Source organism: Ancylobacter sp. FA202 (assembly GCF_000380205.1).
In the GTDB taxonomy this organism is placed as follows: domain Bacteria; phylum Pseudomonadota; class Alphaproteobacteria; order Rhizobiales; family Xanthobacteraceae; genus Ancylobacter.
Window position 1 is genome coordinate 4,390,167 of record NZ_KB904818.1, and the last position, 16,890, is coordinate 4,407,056.

General features: G+C 67.4%; 15 protein-coding genes. 1 reads left to right on the top strand and 14 read right to left on the bottom strand.

Annotated features, from left to right (window positions below):
* Nucleotide 1 precedes the first annotated feature (1 nt).
* The 12 genes from A3M1_RS0120310 to fmdA all read right to left on the bottom strand — a co-directional run bounded on the left by A3M1_RS0120310 (nt 2) and on the right by fmdA (nt 11,986).
* Entirely contained in the window at nt 2–1,069 is a 1,068-nt protein-coding gene (locus tag A3M1_RS0120310; RefSeq protein ID WP_018390830.1) for an ABC transporter ATP-binding protein, read from the bottom strand.
* The gene (locus A3M1_RS0120315; protein WP_018390831.1) at nt 1,066–2,160 is read right to left on the bottom strand and encodes an ABC transporter ATP-binding protein; all 1,095 of its coding nucleotides are present in this window, start codon (nt 2,158–2,160) and stop codon (nt 1,066–1,068) included. The genes A3M1_RS0120310 and A3M1_RS0120315 overlap by 4 nt, the downstream gene beginning before the upstream one ends.
* Nucleotides 2,157–3,056 (bottom strand): ABC transporter permease, encoded by a 900-nt coding sequence (locus A3M1_RS0120320; RefSeq protein WP_018390832.1) that lies wholly within the window; start codon nt 3,054–3,056, stop codon nt 2,157–2,159. Before A3M1_RS0120320 ends, A3M1_RS0120315 begins: the two co-directional genes overlap by 4 nt.
* Complete coding sequence (locus tag A3M1_RS0120325; protein WP_018390833.1) at nt 3,056–4,009, bottom strand: ABC transporter permease; 954 nt, start codon at nt 4,007–4,009, stop codon at nt 3,056–3,058. Before A3M1_RS0120325 ends, A3M1_RS0120320 begins: the two co-directional genes overlap by 1 nt.
* A gap of 15 nt (nt 4,010–4,024) precedes the next feature.
* Entirely contained in the window at nt 4,025–5,620 is a 1,596-nt protein-coding gene (locus tag A3M1_RS0120330; RefSeq protein ID WP_018390834.1) for an ABC transporter substrate-binding protein, read from the bottom strand.
* A 262-nt stretch (nt 5,621–5,882) separates the two neighbouring features.
* Nucleotides 5,883–7,049 carry an AbrB family transcriptional regulator gene (locus A3M1_RS0120335; RefSeq protein ID WP_018390835.1) on the bottom strand — a complete coding sequence of 389 codons (1,167 nt, stop codon included), beginning with the start codon at nt 7,047–7,049 and terminating at the stop codon, nt 5,883–5,885.
* Nucleotides 7,050–7,255: 206 nt separating this feature from the next.
* Nucleotides 7,256–7,987 carry a GntR family transcriptional regulator gene (locus tag A3M1_RS0120340; RefSeq protein WP_018390836.1) on the bottom strand — a complete coding sequence of 244 codons (732 nt, stop codon included), beginning with the start codon at nt 7,985–7,987 and terminating at the stop codon, nt 7,256–7,258.
* Between the two features lie 17 nt (nt 7,988–8,004).
* Nucleotides 8,005–8,199 (bottom strand): hypothetical protein, encoded by a 195-nt coding sequence (locus tag A3M1_RS0120345; RefSeq protein ID WP_018390837.1) that lies wholly within the window; start codon nt 8,197–8,199, stop codon nt 8,005–8,007.
* Between the two features lie 14 nt (nt 8,200–8,213).
* Nucleotides 8,214–9,671, bottom strand: coding sequence for an amidase (locus A3M1_RS0120350; protein WP_018390838.1), 1,458 nt, complete (start codon nt 9,669–9,671; stop codon nt 8,214–8,216).
* A 132-nt stretch (nt 9,672–9,803) separates the two neighbouring features.
* Complete coding sequence (locus tag A3M1_RS0120355; protein ID WP_018390839.1) at nt 9,804–10,106, bottom strand: FmdB family zinc ribbon protein; 303 nt, start codon at nt 10,104–10,106, stop codon at nt 9,804–9,806.
* Nucleotides 10,107–10,180: 74 nt separating this feature from the next.
* Nucleotides 10,181–10,699: an AmiS/UreI family transporter gene (locus tag A3M1_RS0120360; RefSeq protein WP_018390840.1), complete on the bottom strand. Its 519-nt coding sequence runs from the start codon at nt 10,697–10,699 to the stop codon at nt 10,181–10,183.
* 60 nt (nt 10,700–10,759) lie between these two features.
* A complete protein-coding gene (gene fmdA / locus A3M1_RS0120365) occupies nt 10,760–11,986 on the bottom strand; it encodes a formamidase (protein ID WP_018390841.1) in 1,227 nt (408 codons plus the stop codon).
* A 268-nt stretch (nt 11,987–12,254) separates the two neighbouring features.
* Here fmdA and A3M1_RS0120370 point away from each other — a divergent pair, with 268 nt between their 5' ends.
* On the top strand, nt 12,255–12,968 hold the full coding sequence (locus tag A3M1_RS0120370; RefSeq protein WP_245261778.1) for a response regulator: 714 nt from the start codon (nt 12,255–12,257) through the stop codon (nt 12,966–12,968).
* Nucleotides 12,969–13,000: 32 nt separating this feature from the next.
* On the opposite strand, the gene A3M1_RS0120375 is transcribed toward A3M1_RS0120370, so the two are convergent.
* Complete coding sequence (locus A3M1_RS0120375) at nt 13,001–14,155, bottom strand: response regulator (RefSeq protein ID WP_018390843.1); 1,155 nt, start codon at nt 14,153–14,155, stop codon at nt 13,001–13,003.
* A complete protein-coding gene (locus A3M1_RS0120380; protein ID WP_018390844.1) occupies nt 14,145–16,802 on the bottom strand; it encodes an ATP-binding protein in 2,658 nt (885 codons plus the stop codon). Before A3M1_RS0120380 ends, A3M1_RS0120375 begins: the two co-directional genes overlap by 11 nt.
* Between the last annotated feature and the right edge of the window lie 88 nt (nt 16,803–16,890).

The window sequence follows — 16,890 nt, forward strand, 5'->3', positions numbered from 1 at the left end:
GTCAGTGTCCCTTGGGCGAACCGGCCGGTACGCCCGGCCTGGAGGATGGGTCGGCACTGGGGCCGGAAGGATGAAGGCACGCGGCGTCATGGCCGGGCGCGAGGGAGCGGAAATCCGGCTCGTGGCGCAGGCAGTCCTCGGCGCGCGCGGGGCAGCGCGGGGCGAAACTGCAGCCGGGCGGCAGCCGGCTGACATCCGGAGGCGCGCCGCTCAACTCGCCGAGCCGCTGGTCGCGGTAGCTGCCCTGCACCACGCAATTGGTGAGCGCGCGCGTATAGGGGTGGCGGGGGTAGAGCAGGACCTGCTCGGCCCCGCCACGCTCGACGATGCGGCCGGCATACATCACCGCCACCTCATCGGCGATCTCGGCCGCGACGCCGAGGTCATGGGTGACGAACACCATGGCGGTGCCGCGCTCGCGCTGGATCTCGCGCAGCAGCAGCAGCACCTGGATCTGCACCGTGGCGTCAAGCGCCGTGGTCGGCTCGTCGGCGAGCAGCAGTTCCGGCTCGCAGCTCATCGCCATGGCGATCATGGCACGCTGGCGCAGCCCGCCGGAAAGCTCGTTCGGATAGGCCTTGAGCCGGCGCTCCGCCGAGGGAATCTGCACGAGATCGAACAGTTCGCGCGCCGTCGCCATCGCCGCGCGCCAGCTCACCCCGCGATGCTGCACAATGGTCTCGGCGATCTGGTCGCCGATGCGGAACACCGGGTCGAGCGCGGTCATCGGCTCCTGGAAGATGAAGCCGACCCGCCCGCCGCGCAGCTTCAACAGCTCGGCGGGTGGCAGGGTGGTCACATCCTGCCCGCCGACACGCACATGCCCTTCGACCCGCGCACCCTCCTCGCGCAGCAGCCCGGGAATGGCGCGCAATGTGACGCTCTTGCCGGAACCGGATTCGCCCAGCAGCACCAGCGTGCGGCCCGGCGCCAGCGAGAGATCGACCCCGCGCACCACCTGCGTCCAGCCGGCGAGGCCGCGATAGGCGACGCGGAGGCCGGCAATGTCGAGCAGGGGCGCGGTCGCCACCCTCGGCCCTGCCTCTGGAATGGTCATTTGCACATTCATTGCAGGGCTCCCTTCTGGCGTGGCGAGAGGGAATGCTCATTGCCCGGCAAGGCGGCCCAGCAGGCGGCACGGTGGGTGCCCCCGGCGCCGGGCATGGCGCTGAGCGGCGGCCGGGCGTTGGCGCAGATGGCTTCGACGATCGGGCACCGGGTGCGGAAGCGGCAACCGGAGGGCGGGTTCACCGGGTCCGGCGGGTCGCCCACCAGTGGCGGCGCCGTCACCCGCTGGCGCGGATCGATCGACGGCTTGGAGGCGAACAGCGCCCGTGTGTAAGGGTGGCGCGGCGCGGCGAAGATGTCCTGCGCGCTCGCCTCCTCGACGATCTGGCCGAGATACATCACCACCACGCGGTCGGAGATGTAGCGGACCACGTTGAGATCGTGGGAAATGAACACATAGCTCAGCCCCAGCTGATCTCGCAGGCTGACGAGAAGATTAAGCACCTGCGCCTCGACCGATTTGTCGAGCGCCGAGACCGGCTCGTCCAAGATGAGCAGGCGCGGCCGGATGGCCAGCGCGCGGGCGATGTTGACGCGCTGGCGCTGGCCGCCGGACAGCTCGATCGGATAGCGCTCGGCAAAGCGCGCCGGCGGCAGGCCGACGGCGGCGAGAAGATCGCGCGCATAGGCCCGCGCCGTCGCGGTCGGCACGCCATGGGCGCGCGGGCCGAAGGCCAGCGTTTCGGTCAGCGTCATGCGCGGATTGAGCGAGGAGGCGCTGTCCTGGAACACCATCTGGATGGCGCGGCGGCGCTCGCCGGAAATGCGGGACCTCGGCGTCCAGAAGGTCTCGCCGTCGAAGATAATCTCGCCGTCATCGGCCGGGGTGATGCCGGCCAGCAGCCGCGCGGCGGTGGACTTGCCGCAGCCGGATTCGCCGACGATGCCGACCGTCTCGCCCTTGATCACGGTGAGCGAGAAATCGTCGACAGCGTGGACCACGGCGCGCGGGCCGAAGAAGCCACCGCCGAGGCGGAACTCCTTGCGCAGGCCGGTGGCGCTGAGCAGAGGCTGCAACGGGCCGCCGCGATCCGCGATCTCCGGCAAGGGCGCGGGCATGCGGGAAAGGTCGCGGGAAGGATCCGGGTTCATCGCCGCACCTCCATGGCCTGGCGAACGCCGTCGCTGACGAGGTTAAAGCAGACCGAACACAGGAAGATCATGGCGCCAGGCAAGGCGGCGACCCATGGGTTGATGTAGATCGACTGGCGCAGGGCCGACAGCATCAGCCCCCAGTCGGAATTCGGCGGCGAGACGCCAAGGCCGAGGAAGGACAGGCCCGAGGCGGCGATGATCGACACGCTGACCTGGCTCGACGCGAAGACGAGGATCGGGCCGGCCACATTGCTCAGCACATGCTCGCGCAGGATACGCAGCGTCGAGGCGCCCGTCAGCCGGGCGGCGATGACGTATTCATAGGAACGCACCTGCGTGGTCACGCTCTCCGCCATTCGGGCAATTGGCGGGATGAACACCAGCGACAGCGCCAGGATGGCATTCACCAGCCCCGGCCCCAGCGCGCCGGCAATGGCGACCGCCAACAGGATGGAGGGGAAGGCGTAAAACACGTCCATGGCGCGCATGATCGCCATGTTGGTTCGCCCGCCGGCATAGCCGGCGAGAACGCCGAGGAAGCCGCCGACGAACAGCCCCACCGCCACCGGCAGGATCGCCATGGCGAGCGAGATCCGCCCGCCATAGATCAGGCGGCTCAGCACGTCGCGGCCCAGCTCGTCGCCGCCGAGCCAGCGCCCGGGCGTGCCGATCTCGGCGAGACGGCGCGCGACCCGGGTCTGGAACGGGTCGGCCGGCGCGATGAAGCCGGCGAAGATCGCCGCGAGCATCACCACCAGCAGGATGACCGCCGCTGTCATCGGGACCGGCTGGCGCAGGAAGCGCAGCAGCACCACCGTCGCGTAGCGGTTATGCCTCACCGCCGGCGCCACGGCGGCGTCGATTGTGGCGGGTCCGCCGAGCGTCCCGTGCATCACGACCTCCTGATGCGGGGATCGGTCGCGCTCTGGACGAGATCGACGATCAGGTTGAGGAAGACGAAGAACATGGCGAGCACGAGCATCGTGCCCTGCAGCAGCGGCAGGTCGCGCTGGAAGATCGCCGAGGCGAGAAGGAAGCCGGTGCCGGGCCAGGCGAACACGGTTTCCACCAGCACCGAGCCGCCGAGCATGTTGCCGAGCTGCAACCCCATCACCGCCAGCGTGGTCGGCAGGGCGTTGCGCACGACATGCCAGAGGATGCGGCGCGGCGGCAGGCCCTTGGCCCGCAGCGTGCCGATGAAATCCTGGTCGAGCACGTCGACCACGCCCGCGCGCATGGTGCGGGCGATGACGGCCATCGGGATGGCGGCGGTGGCCAGCGTCGGCAGGATCAGGTGGCGCAGATGCGCCCAGTCCGGTCGCCAGCCATCGGAGGTGTCCGGGCCCACGCCGAGGGGGGGAAGCCAGGACAGGTTCACCGAAAACACGATCACCAGAAGGATCGCCAGCCAGTAATGCGGCAGGCTGACGCCCGAGATGGTGAACAGGTTCACCAGGTGATCGATGAGGCCGTCGCGGCGCAGCCCAGCCACCATGCCGAGCACGAAGCCGAGCAGGCAGGAGAGAAGGCCGGCGCTGACGGCGAGGATCACCGTGTTGACCACGGCAGCGGCCACCTCGTCCGCGACGGGACGGCCGCTGCCGATGGAAACGCCGAGATTGCCGACCGCCGCATGGCCCAGCCAGATCGCGTACTGGACCGGAAGGGGCCGGTCGAGACCGAACTCCTTGCGGGCCTGTTGCAGCATCTCCTCCGTCGCCTCGTTGGGCAGCAGGGCGCTGATCGGATCCCCCGGCGCGATATGCACCAGGGAGAACACGACGAGCGTCACGCCCAGCGCGATCGGAACGGCATAGAGCAGGCGGCGGACGACATAGAGCAGCATGCCGGGATACTCGGTTCAGTTCTCGATGTAGACGGGGGAGAAGTCCACGAACCAGCTCTTGGCGTGCACATGCCCCTTCACCTTGGGCGAGAGGGCGCGCGAGCCCACGTCATGCACCACCCAGACGAAATTGGCCTGGTCGACATGGCGGGTGTGGATCTGCGCCAGCAGCGCGTCCTGCTTGGCCGGATCGAACTCGTTGCGAACCTGGCTGACCAGCTCTTCCATCTGCGGGTCCTTGACGTTGCCCCAATTGGTGCCGGCCGGCGGAATTTCCGCCTCGGTCTGGAAGCGCAGCAACGCGGCATAGGGGTCCATGCTGTTCCAGCTGTTGTTCAGCATGGTGATGCCCTTGTTCTCCTCGCCTTGGGCGCCGGCGCGGCGGCGGGCGCGCAGCGCCTCCCACTCGAACACCTCAAGCTGCAGCTCGACGCCGACCTCGCGCAGATTCTCCTGGATGAACTCGTTCATCAGCAGCGGGTACATCTGGCCCGAACCGGCGGTGGAGATCGCTGCCTTGAGCTTCAGCGGCTTGTCGGGTCCGTAGCCGGCTTCCTTTAGCAGACGCCGGGCCTCGTCCGGGTTGTATTCAACCTTGAAGCTGGGCGTCCCGAACCAGGGACTGTCGGGCGTGACATTGCCGACCGAGGGCACGGCGAGGCCGCTGAGGACTTCCACCAGCCCCTCGCGGTCGATGGCCAGATTGAGCGCCTTGCGCACGCGGATGTCAGCCAGGGGCGAATCCGGCAGCTGGCTCAGCGTATAGGGCCACATATGCGGGATCGCGTTGGTGGACACGGTGATCTTGTCTTCCTTCAGCCGCTCCACCGTGTCCGGCGAGGGGCTTTCCGCCCAGTCCACCCGGTCGGAGAGCAGCGCGGCGGTGCGGGCCGAGACTTCCGGCACCGGCAGAAGGATCAGCTTGTCCAGCTTGGGTACGCGGTTCTTGTCCCAATAGTCCTTGTTCGGATCCAGCTCCAGCCGCTGGCGCGGCACCAGGGCGACCTGCTTCCACGGGCCGGTGCCGGAGGGCTGCTCGCGGAACTTCGCCCAATCCTTGCCGAGCTTCTCATACTGCGCCGGCGAGACGATAAGCAGGCGGGTGAGCTGATAGGGGAACAGGGAGTCCGGCGCGTTGGTGGTGAGCTCGACCGTTGTATCGTCGATCTTCTTCCAGCCCTTCAGGCTCGGCAGGTAGGATTTCAGCTGCCGGTTGAACGAGGCGTCATAGGCCGGGAAATCCTTGTTGAAGGTGCGCTCCAGAGTGAAGATGACCGCGTCGGCGTTGAAGTCCGACCCATCGTGAAATTTCACACCCTCGCGCAGCTTGATGGTCCACCGGGTCTTGTCAGTGGCATCCGGCACCCAGGAGGTGGCGAGGGCGGGGCGCAGCACCGCCGCCTTTTCCGCCGAGGAAAGGTCGAAGGAAATGAGCGGGTCGTAGATCGTGTACCCCGCGAAACGCACGCCCTCCGTGCCCTGGTCGGGCGCGCCGTCGGTCAGCGGGATATCCGCCAGCGTCATAGCCACGCGCAGCGTGCCCTGCGCGAGCGCCGTTCCGGGCACAAAAGCCGGCGCTGCCGCGAAGGCAGCCGCCACCAGCCCGGCCATCAGTCGGTACGTGAGACGTCGGTTCATCAGCCGCTCCTGACTCAAGTTCTATAGTGTTTAACATTTAGCGTTTTGGGCAGAGCGTCAATGTGAGCGGCGCTTGAATGGCAAGCAGAAGCCGCGCAAACTTTGAGCATTCGCAACGCATAGGGGCAGAGTGGCCGCTGCGGCAGCTGAGGTTCCTGCGCCGCACAGCGCGGCACGCAGCGTGCGCACGGAAACACGTCTTCGAGGGTGGGTATGCCGGTAACGCCGGGCGCGGCTACAACCTGCGCTCCCAGAAGCGGAACAGCGGAGCGGTGAGCAGCGCCACCAGCAGGATGCGGGCGAAGTGCCAGGCCGCGACGATCGGCGGCGCCAGTCCAAGCGCCTCCGCCGTGAGTGCCATTTCGGCGATGCCGCCCGGCGAGGCGGCGAGCACGGCGGTCGGAAAGTCGACATAGGCCGCAACCGCAGCGGCAATCGCGACATTGGCGAAGATCAGCAGAAAGGTCGCGACGATGCTCGCCGGCACGAAGCGCGGCCCGGCCTGGCGCAGTGTCAGCCAATGGAACCGCGCACCGAGCGAAGCGCCGATGGCGATCTGGGCAATGGCGCGGGCATAGGGCGGGGCCGCCACGGCCCCCTCGGCGGTCATCCCCACCGCCATGCCAATGACGAGACCGCCCAGCAGGAAGGCGTTGAAGATGCGCAGCCGGTTCATCACCTGGGCGCACAGCGCCGAGAGCGCGATGCCGATGACCAGCATCAGCGTCGACATGTCAGGCGGATGGACCACGCCGGCATCGCGGGCATGGTGCATGTAGAGCGTGAGCGCTGCCGGCACCGTCAGCACGATCACCACCACGCGCAGGCTCTGCGCCACCGAGACCACGGTGATGTTCGCCTTGAACTGGTGCGCCAGGCCCGCCATCTCGGCCAGGCCGCCGGGGATCACCGCGAAGAAGGCGCTGCGCCGGTCGCAACCGCCGAACCGTGCCAGCGGCAGGGAAAGGACGATTGAAATGAGGATCGAGGCCAGGCTCGCTATGAGAATCACCAGGCCGAGATCCAGCACCTGATGGCCAACCTCGGGAGTGAAGAACACGCCCACCGCGAAGCCGGCCACTGTCTGCCCATATTGCCGCACGAAGGCGGGGATCGGCAGTGAAAAGCCGGCCACGCTCAGCGCCGCCGAACCGAACAGGGCGCCCAGCAGCCAGGGCAGCGGCAGGTGAAAGTGATGGGCAATGACGCCGCCGCCTGCCGCCAGCACGCCGCCGCAGGCGATGCGGAGCCAGACCGGCAGCCGATTGAACCGGCTCTGCAGCGCGCCGCGGCTGGCGGGGCCGGCCAGCGATGCCTCGATCTCGCGCTCGATTTCTTCCTCGAACTCATCGTCATTGCCCGGCGCGCGCCGCGCGCGGTCGTCGTCGATGTGATCGGTCATGCCCGGCTCTCCCCGCCGATCCGGCGCGTCAGGCATGCGCGGAGCAACGCTTCGCCGCGCCGTGCGGCGGGAGAGGAGGACGGTGCAGGCGAGGGGGCAGGGGATGGAGCTGGCATGGGCGTTCTCCGGGCAAAACGGTGGCGTTTGCGCCGGAGGGCCGGCACAGCGGGGCGGGTTCGGAAGCTCGGCCGCAGCGCGGCGGTGGATCAGGATTCGGAGACGTACCGGGTGTCGTTGCGCGCGCGCATGATGCGCCGCTCCACCGCCACGCCCTTGAGATCGTAGCCAATGCGCTCAATCTGCAGCATCGGCTCGCCGACCGGCACGCCGAGCAGTTCCGCGTCGGCCGGCTCGGCCTTCACGGCCGTGACCCGTTCCTCCACCTTGGCGATCATGATGTGGTACTGGCGCTCCAGTAGTTCGTAGAGAATCTGCGGGCGCGTCGCGTTGATCAGCGCGCCGATGCCCGGCAGCAGATCTTCGCGCAGGACGAGATACTCGATCACATAGGGCCGGCTATTGGCCACCCGCAGACGGCGCACCCGGCTGATCGAGGCGCCGCGATTGATGCCAAGAGCCTTGGCCTCGGTCGCATTGGCGCGGGCCGCGGTTACGTCGAGATAGGTCGCCTCGCGGTTGAGCCTTACATGGTCATGGGTTTCCAGCCGGTAGTGGCGCTGCACCTGCTCGCGATGATTATGCATCGCGACCGTGGTGCCCCGCCCGCGCTGGCGCACCAGTAGGCGCTGGTCGGCCAGTTCCTCGATCGCCTTGCGGGCGGTGCCGACGCTCACCGCATATTCGGCCGCGAGTGCGTTTTCGCTCGGCACCAGTTCGCCCGGCCGCCATTCCCCGCTCTGGATCCGCCGCAGCAAATCCTCCTTCATGCGGAGATAGAGCGGCTTGGCCGCATCTGCCGCCTCGGTCATCGCCACCATGATCGCGTCCCCAATCCTCAGAATTTTTCATGAGGATAGACGGGCGGAACCGGGTCGACATCATCCATCTGGTCGCCGATGGCGGCTTCGATCTCGTCCAGCGCCTTCATCCACAGGGAGAGACGCAGATGAATATTGATCACCTCCTCCTCGGGAACCGAAAGGCCCTGCAATTCGAGGGCCGCACGCACATAATCGCGGGTGACATTCATGATGCGTCGTTCTCTCAGGCCGCCCAGGAGGCGAGCGTTTCGTCCAGCGCGGCGCCCTGCCGCCACCAGCCCGCCGCGCGCTCATAGGCGAAGGCGATGTTCAGCAGCGACGCCTCGCCAAAGGGACACCCGGCGAACTGGATGGCGAGCGGCAGGCCGGCGCGGCAGAAGCCCATGGGAACCGACACCGCCGGCACATTGGCGAGGCTGAAGGGATAGACGCCGATGCGCCGTTCCATCAGCCGCTTCACCGCGTCGTCGGATGTCTCCACCGTCTCCTGTTCCTGGTCGATCGGCTTGGTCGGGCGGATCATGGTCGGGCTCACCAGCGCATCGACCCCTTCCAGCGCCTCAAGCACCTGACGCCGCACCAGCACCCGTGCCCGCATGGCGCGGTTATAGGCCGTCGCCGGGACCAGCGCCGAGGCGGCAAGGCGCGTGCGGGTGCCGACATCGAAACGGTGGTAGCGCTCGCGCAGATATTTGCCGAGGAACCAGGCCGCCACATCGGCATCCGCGCTCAGAAGCTGCAACGGCACGGCATAGAGCGCGAGCGGCAGCGAGACTTCCTCGATCTGCGCCCCGAGGTCCCGCAGCACGTCCAGCGCGGTGGCGAAGGTGGCTTTCACCTCATCGGCCGTGCCGTTGCCCCAGGCGATCTCGCGCACAACCGCGAGCCGGCGGCCCCGGACGGAGCGCTCCAGCGTGGCGGCGAAATCTTCCGTGGGACGCATGCTGCACAACGGGTCGCGCTCATCCGGCCCGGCAATGGCGGACAGCACATGGGCGAGATCGCCGACCGAGCGCGCCAGCGGACCGATCGTGTCGCTCGTATAGGCGGACATCACCGCGCCATGACGGCTCACCCGGCCATAGGTGGGACGCAGCCCCGCCACGCCGTTCAGCGCCGCAGGGCCACGGATCGAGCCGCCGGTGTCCTCGCCGAGCGAGAAGGTGCACATACGGGCGGCCGGCGCGATGCCGGACCCGGTCGACGAGCTGGAGGCCGAATAGGCCGGGTTCCACGGATTGCGCGGCTGGCCGAAGGGGAAGTCAAGCGTGCCGCCCTTGCCGAATTCATGCAGGTTCTGCTTGCCCAGCAGAATGGCGCCGGCGGCATCGAGCCGGTCGATCACAGCGGCATTGCCGGGGACGATGGTTTCCTGCGGGTCGAGCACGCGGGTGCCCAGCGTCGTCGGGAAACCGACCGCGTGCATCTGGTCCTTGACGCCATAGGGAAGGCCATGGAGCGGGCCGCGATAGCGCCCGGCCATGATCTCGCTTTCCGCCTGGCGCGCCGCGGCGAGGGCGCGCGCGCCATCGACGGTGATCCAGGCCTTCAAATGGCCGTCCCAGCGTTCGATGCGATCCAGGCAGGCCGCCACGAGTTCTACCGGCGACAGGCGGCGCTCGCGTATCAGCGCCGCCTGTTCGCCGCCGCTCAGCGCCACCAGTTCGTCACTCGTCCCCATCGCCGACCGCCGCGTCCTGATATCTCACTTCTATATAGAATAAGATATACAGTTATCGCTGTCGAGAGGGCGATGCCGGCGAAAGCGACGCGCCGGCATCGCCCCCGCCAGGGGGCTGCTGTGGGGGCGCCTTCAGTGCCCCAGCGACCAGCGCCGTTCGATCGGCGCCGGCTTGTTCTTGCGCGCGCCGCAGAGCGAGCAGCCGCAGCCGGCCAGATGCTCGCGCGAGACCACCTTCGGTTCCGAGGCGGTGCCCTCGGAGCGGGCCAGAGCCCGGCGCAGCGTGCCATTCATGGTGCTGAGCCGGGGCATCGCCATTTCGCGTGGCGCGCTGGCGGCGCATTCCGGGCAGCAGGCGGGCCGGTCGGCCTCATTCATCGAACTCCAGCCCTCGAACGGGCCGCAATCCTCACAGGCATAGGAATAGAGGGGCATGTTCGCGCTCCATGTGGGAAAGCGGATGGCCCATGGGCCATCCGGGAGAGCAAATGGCCGTGGCCATTGCTCGATCAGGGCTGCAGCCAGCCTTGCAGCAGCGACACGCCGGGCACCCAGCCGGTGACGATGCCGATCAGCACCGTGAAGGCGCCGGTAAAGCGCAAGATGGGTTGTTTCATGGTGAGCAGCAGGAAGTAGCAGAACCACAGCAGGCACCATCCCACCCAGTTCCACCCCATCCAGAGGCTGATGGAGCTGTCCGCCCCGCGCAGCGACTGGATCGCCACTGGCGCCACGGTGATGGCGACGAACAGGCTGAACCAGCCAAGGCCGCGCCCGTCCACCTTGGTGACGCGGTTATAGGCCACCCAGAAATAGGTGGCGGTGAACAGCAGGGTGAGCGCCGCGCCCTTGATGGAGCCGGCATCCGCCTGCGGATTGAACGCCCAGAACAGCGAGATGGCGAGCGTCACCACACCGGAGACGACGTTCACCACGATGATTTCGCGATCCTCGATCTTGCCCAGCAGCCAGAGGCCGTTGAGCACAAGCACCGCGCCGACATAAAGCAGGCCCAGTCCGAGCAGCATGGTCGATCTCCTCAGCCCCGGCCGGACCGGCCAGCCGGGGCGCCAAGTTGCCGGAAGGGTTCAGCTCGCGCGGGCGACGTCGACGCCCGACACCTGCCTTGTGGGCCCGGTGGAGTTCGGGTTGATGTCGAAGTCGAAGATCTTGGTCGGGATCGCCACGGTCGCGCAGACATTGGGGATGTCAACGATGCCGGCGATGCGCCCCTCGACCGGGGCGGTGCCGAGGATCGTGTAGGCCTGCTCGCCCGAATAGCCGAATTTCTTCAGGTATTCGATGGCATTGAGGCAGGCCCGGCGGTAGGCGACATGCGCGTCGAGATAGTATTGCTCGCCCGTGTGCTCGTCGACCGAGATGCCCTCGAAGATGAGGTAGTCGTCGAAATGCGGGTCGATCGGGCTCGGCTTGAAGATCGGGTTGATGACGCCGTACTTCGCCATGCCGCCCTTGATCAGGCTGACGCCGATATCGATCCAGCCGGCCATCTCGATGGCGCCGCAGAAGGTGATTTCACCGTCGCCCTGCGAGAAATGGATGTCGCCCATAGAGAGGCCGCCACCCTTCACATAGACCGGGAAATAGCAGCGGGCGCCGCGCGACAGGTTCTTGATGTCGCAATTGCCGCCATGCTCGCGCGGCGGCACGGTGCGCCAGCCTTCCGCCGCCGCCTTGTCGCGGGCGGCGCCGTGCATCTGGCCCATCAGCGCCGTGTCGGAATAGGGCAGCGCGGCGAGCGGGGGCACGCGGTTGGGATTGGTGGCGACAAGGGCGGCCTCGCGCCGGTTGGCCTCCGCCAGCAGCTTGTGGTCGGGCAGGCAGCCGATGAGCCCGGGATGGACAAGGCCGGGGTAGCGCACCCGCGGTACGTGGCGCGAAGTGGTGTAGATGCCGTGGAAATCCCAGCAGGATTTCACCGCATCGGGATAGTGCTCGGTGAGGAAGCCGCCGCCATTGTTCTTGTCGAACAGGCCGTTGAAGCCCCATTCCGAGCCTTCGAGCGGCCCGATGTCGAGAATGTCGACGACCATGAGGTCGCCCGGCTCGGCGCCTTCGACCCCGAACGGGCCGCTGAGGTAATGCACCTTGGTCAGGTCGACATCGCGCACATCGTTGGCGCTGTCATTGTTGCCGATCTGGCCGCCGGTCCAGTCGTAGCACTCGACCCGGAACTCGTCGCCGGGCTTGAACATCTCGACCATGGGAATGTCGGGATGCCAGCGATTATGCGTCTTGATGTCCTGATCTTCAGGCGCCTTGTTGAGATCGATCTTGAAGACGGTCTTGGCCATGAGCTTCCTCCTGTGAGGGTGCCGCGGCTTTCATGCCGTTGCTGAAGGCGGGCGGTCGAAGCCGCCCTGCCTGCACCCTGCCGAGGAAGGCTAGGAGCCGTATGTAAGCGCCTTGCCCGTACCGGGGCCGGCGAATGTAAAGTTTTGTAATTCCCACCCGGTGACTGCCCATAGCCGGCGCCGGGAGGCTATGATCGGCGCAAGGCGACGCAAGCGGTCGTCTCGGTGCGCGAATGCACGGGGCGGGTTCATGGGCGAAACGGCGTGCATGCCGCGCATATTGATGGTGGATGATGACCGACGGATGTGCGGCTTCGTCACCAAATTCCTCGCGCGGGAAGGCTTTTCCGCGGAGTTCGCGCTGGATGGCAGCAGCATGCGCGACGCGCTCGCCGTCACAAGCTTCGACCTGATCATTCTCGACCTGACCTTTCCGCGCGGGGAAGACGGCCTGTCGCTGGCGCGCACCGTGCGCGCGACCGGGCACATGCCGCTGCTCGTGCTCTCGGCCAAATGCGAGACGGTCGACAAAATCGTCTGCCTCGAACTCGGCGCCGACGACTATGTCACCAAGCCATTCGAGCCGCGCGAATTGCTGGCGCGCATCCGCGCGCTGCTCCGGCGCGCCCGAGGCATGGGACGGGGCGCCCCCTCGGCGGAGGCGGCTGATAACCGGCGGCGGTTCGGGACGTGGCAGCTCGATCTCGACGGCCGGGAGCTGATACGCCCGGACACCAGCCGGGTCGCCCTCACCAGCCACGAATTCCGCCTCCTGGTGGCGCTCACCGAGCGGCCCGGCCGCGTGCTCACCCGCGACCAGATGCTCGACCTGGTCGCGCACCGGCAATGGGCGCCGTTCGACCGCAGCATCGACGTGCTGGTCGGCAAGCTACGGCGCAAGCTGGACGACGGCACCGGCTTCCAGATCATCAAGACCGTCCGTGGCGAGGGCTATGTCTTCACGCCGCCCCCATCGCACTGAACTCTGCGGCACTGACCCCGGCCGCGGCCTTTTCAGGGGCGCGGCGGCGTCGCCGGCAGCAGAAGCGTGACGCGCGTTCCGACGCCCGCCTCGCTCTCGATGAGGAGATTGCCGCCGGACTGGCGGGCGAACCCATAGGCGGTGGGCAGGCCGAGGCCGCTACCGCTCTCGGCCGGCTTGGTGGAGAAGAACGGCTGGAGGGCATTCTCGGCGATATCCGAGGCCATGCCGCAGCCGTCATCCTCGACCACGATCCCGGCATAGAGGCCCGGCGCCATGTCACCCAGGAGAAGGGCGGAGCCCGGCGGCAGATCGCATGTGTCGATGGCCACGCGCACGGTGCCGGCGCCCGCCACCGCGTCGCGGGCATTGAAGATCAAGTTTAGCAGGCTGGCCTCCAACTGATGGGGATCGGCAAGGGCGAGGCAGGCCAGCGGCGACGGGCGCAGCTCCAGCGTCACCCCCGCGCCAAAGGCGTGGCGCGCCCGGCTCACCACCTGTTCGACCGCGTCGCCGAGATCCAGCACGCGCGGCAACAGAGGCTGCGCCCGGCCGACGGCGAGCAGACGCCGATTGGCCAGAATGCCTTCCTCCACCGCCCCCAGGGCGTCGACCACCAGTTCGCGCATGATGGCGGCGTCGCCGGCCGCGCCCCGCGCCATTTCCTCCTGCAGAAGCTTGAGGCTTCCGCCGACAACGGTGAGCAGATTGTTGAAATCATGGGCGATGCCAGCCGAAAGCCGGCCAACCGCCTCCATGCGGCGGCTGCGGCGCAGCAACTCCTCCGCCTGCGCCCGGTCTGCCGCCAGGCGGTGCCGGTCGAAGCATCGGGCGAGCGTCGCCAGCAGCTCGGCGGGCTCGAACGGCTTGCAGACATAGTCGTAGATGCCGGCCTGCAGCGCCTTGATCGCGGTCTGCACCGAGGCATAGGCGGTGACCATGACCGTGAGCAGGTCCGGACGGATCCGCCCGAGATCAACCGCGACGGCCACCCCGTCCTCATGGCCGAGGCGAATGTCGACCAGCGCCACCGCCACCGGCACGCGCGCCACCGCTTCCCGCGCCGCCGCTCCATGATGGGCGACGACCACCTCATAGCCTTCCAACTCCAGCAGCAGGGCAAGGCTGGCCGCGAAGTCGTGGTCATCGTCCACGATCAGGACGCGCCGCTTTTCGTCATGCCACATGCTGGTGCTCCGCAGGGGCGGCGGGCAGGAAAATGTCGACCCGTGTGCCGTCACCGGGACGCGAGGCGACAACAACGCGGCCGCCATGGCGCTCGACCAGGCGCCGGACCAGGGCGAGGCCGAGGCCGAGGCCGAACGGCTTGGTGCTGAAAAGCGGCTCGAACAGGCGCTGGCTCGCCTCCTCGCTCATGCCGACGCCATTGTCGGCGACGGTCAGGCGCACGCTCTCGTCCTCGCAGGCGGTGACGATCCGCACCCACCCCGCCGGGCTCGCCTCCGGGCGTTCGAGCACCGCCTGCATGGCGTTCTGCACCAGATTGACCAGAACCTGCCGCAGCCGCTCGCCATCGGCCTCGATCATGCGGTCGCAACGCAGTTCCAGCTCCAGCGCCACCGGCGACAGCGCCCGCAGGTCCGCCACCTGCTCGACGATCCAGGCGTCGAGCGCCAGCGGCACCATGGTGACATTGGGGCGGCGCGAGAATTCCAGCAGGTCGTCGATAATCCGCACGCAGCGGCGCACATTGCGCTGGATCCGGTCGAGTTCGCTGCGCTCCCGCTCCCCGGCCATGCCGCCCGCCCGCTGCAGCACCGCGACCGAGGTGGCGAGCGTGCCGAGAGGGTTGCGCAGCTCATGGCTCACCGTCGCGGTGAGCTGGCCGAGCGCGGCGAGGCGCTCGCTGCGGGTCAGTTCCTCGCGCGTCTCGTAGAGCTTTTCCAGCGAGCCGACGAGATTGCGCTCGGCCAGTTCCCGGCTCTCATTGGCCAGCACGATCCACCAGGCGCTGATCGCCAGCAGCGGCAGCAGCGCGAGGAAGATGCGCAGCAGCAGCGCGCCATTGTCGAGATGCGGCACGTCTTCGCCCGGGTCGATCAGCCGGTAGGTGAGCAGGAACAGCGCCCCCGTCACCACGGAGAGCGCAATCAGTACGCCAGCGACCTTCAGCAGCCGCTGCGGCATGTGCGGGGCGATGCGCCGGGTGAAGCCGCCGCCGAAATAGCGCGAGCGCGAGCTCTCCAGATCCTGGTGCGATTTCTTGCAGGCGTCGTGGCAATGCGCGTCGAGACTGCAGCACAGCGAGCAGATCGGCCGCTCATAGAAGCTGCAATAGGCCATGTCGTCCCGCTCATAGCCATGATCGCAGATTTCGCAGCGCAGCACCGCCGAGGGCTCGGAGCCGAGGCTCGGATGCACGGGCGGGCGGGCGAGATAATAGCGCCCGCCGGTGGCGAAACCGATCAGCGTCGCGGTCAGGAAGGCGATGAGAAAGGAGAAGGGCGCGGCATAGGCCTGCATCAGCGGCCCGAGCACGCCAGTGAAGGCCGTTAGCGACACCAGCGAGCCGAGCGCCATGCCGCCGCAGCCCACCGGGTTGATGTCGTGCAGATGCGCGCGCTTGAACTCGATGAAGCTCGGGCTGACCTTGAGCGGCTTCAGCACCAGCAGATCGGCGACGATCGCGCCCACCCAGGCCATGGCGATGTTGGAATAAACCGCGAGCACCACCTCCAGCGTGTCGAAGATGCCGAGAAGCATCAGCAGCAGCGAAATGAGGATGTTGAACACCAGCCACACCACCCGGCCGGGATGGTAATGCGTCACGCGGGAAAAGAAGTTCGACCAGGCAAGCGAGCCGGCATAGGCGTTGGTGACGTTGATCTTGATCTGCGAGATCAGCACGAAGAAGGTGGCGCAGAACAGCACCAGAGCGGGGTTCTGGAACACGTGGCCATAGGCCACGATGTACATGTGGATCGGCTCCAGCGCCGCCGGGCGCGGCAGTCCGCTGCCGAGCACCAGCACCGCGAGCAGCCCGCCGGCGAGGATCTTCAGCCCGCCGATCACGATCCAGCCCGGCCCGGCCGAGATCACCGCGCTCCACCAGCCAAGCCGGTTGGCGCTGGTCTTCTCAGGAAGGAAGCGCAGATAGTCCGCCTGCTCGCCGATCTGCACCACCAGCGAGCACATCATGCTGACGGCCGCGCCGAAGGCGAGCACATCGAAGCCGCGCGAGCCGGTTTCCAGCCCGGCGAAGTCCACCCATTTCGCGATGTCGTCCGGCGCCTTCACCGCGATCATCACGAAGGGCAGGATCATCATGCCCAGCCACAGCGGCTGCGTCACCATTTGCAGCCGCGAGATCATGGTGATGCCCATCAGCGTCAGCGGGATGATGACCAGCGAGGAGACGATATAGCCCAGCACCAACGGCACATCGGCGTAGATCTTCAGCGCCTGCGCCATGATCGCGCCTTCCAGCGCGAAGAAGATGAAGGTGAAGCTGGCATAGATCAGCGAGGTGATGGTCGAGCCGATATAGCCGAAGCCGGCGCCCCGGGTCAGCAGGTCGAGGTCGATGCCGTATTTGCTGGAGTAATAGGCGATTGGCAGGCTGGTGACGAAGATGAAGAGCGACACGACGAGAATCGCCAGCCCGGCATTCATGAAGCCGTAGCTCAGCGTGATCGAGGCGCCGATCGTCTCCAGCGCCAGGAAGGAAATGCCCCCCAGCGCCGTGTTGGCAATGACGAAGGGCGACCAGCGGCGGAAGGAGCGCGCGGTGTAGCGCAACGAATAGTCTTCAAGCGTCTCATTGGCGATCCAGGAGTGATAGGACCGCAAGGCGGGCAGGTCAGGCGTTTCCACGGGCTTCGCACCTTGTTTTGGCGAAGGCTAGTGGATCACCGGCAGAGGGGCCAGCCTTTCGTCGAGGTGCCCGGAGGTACGCCAGCCT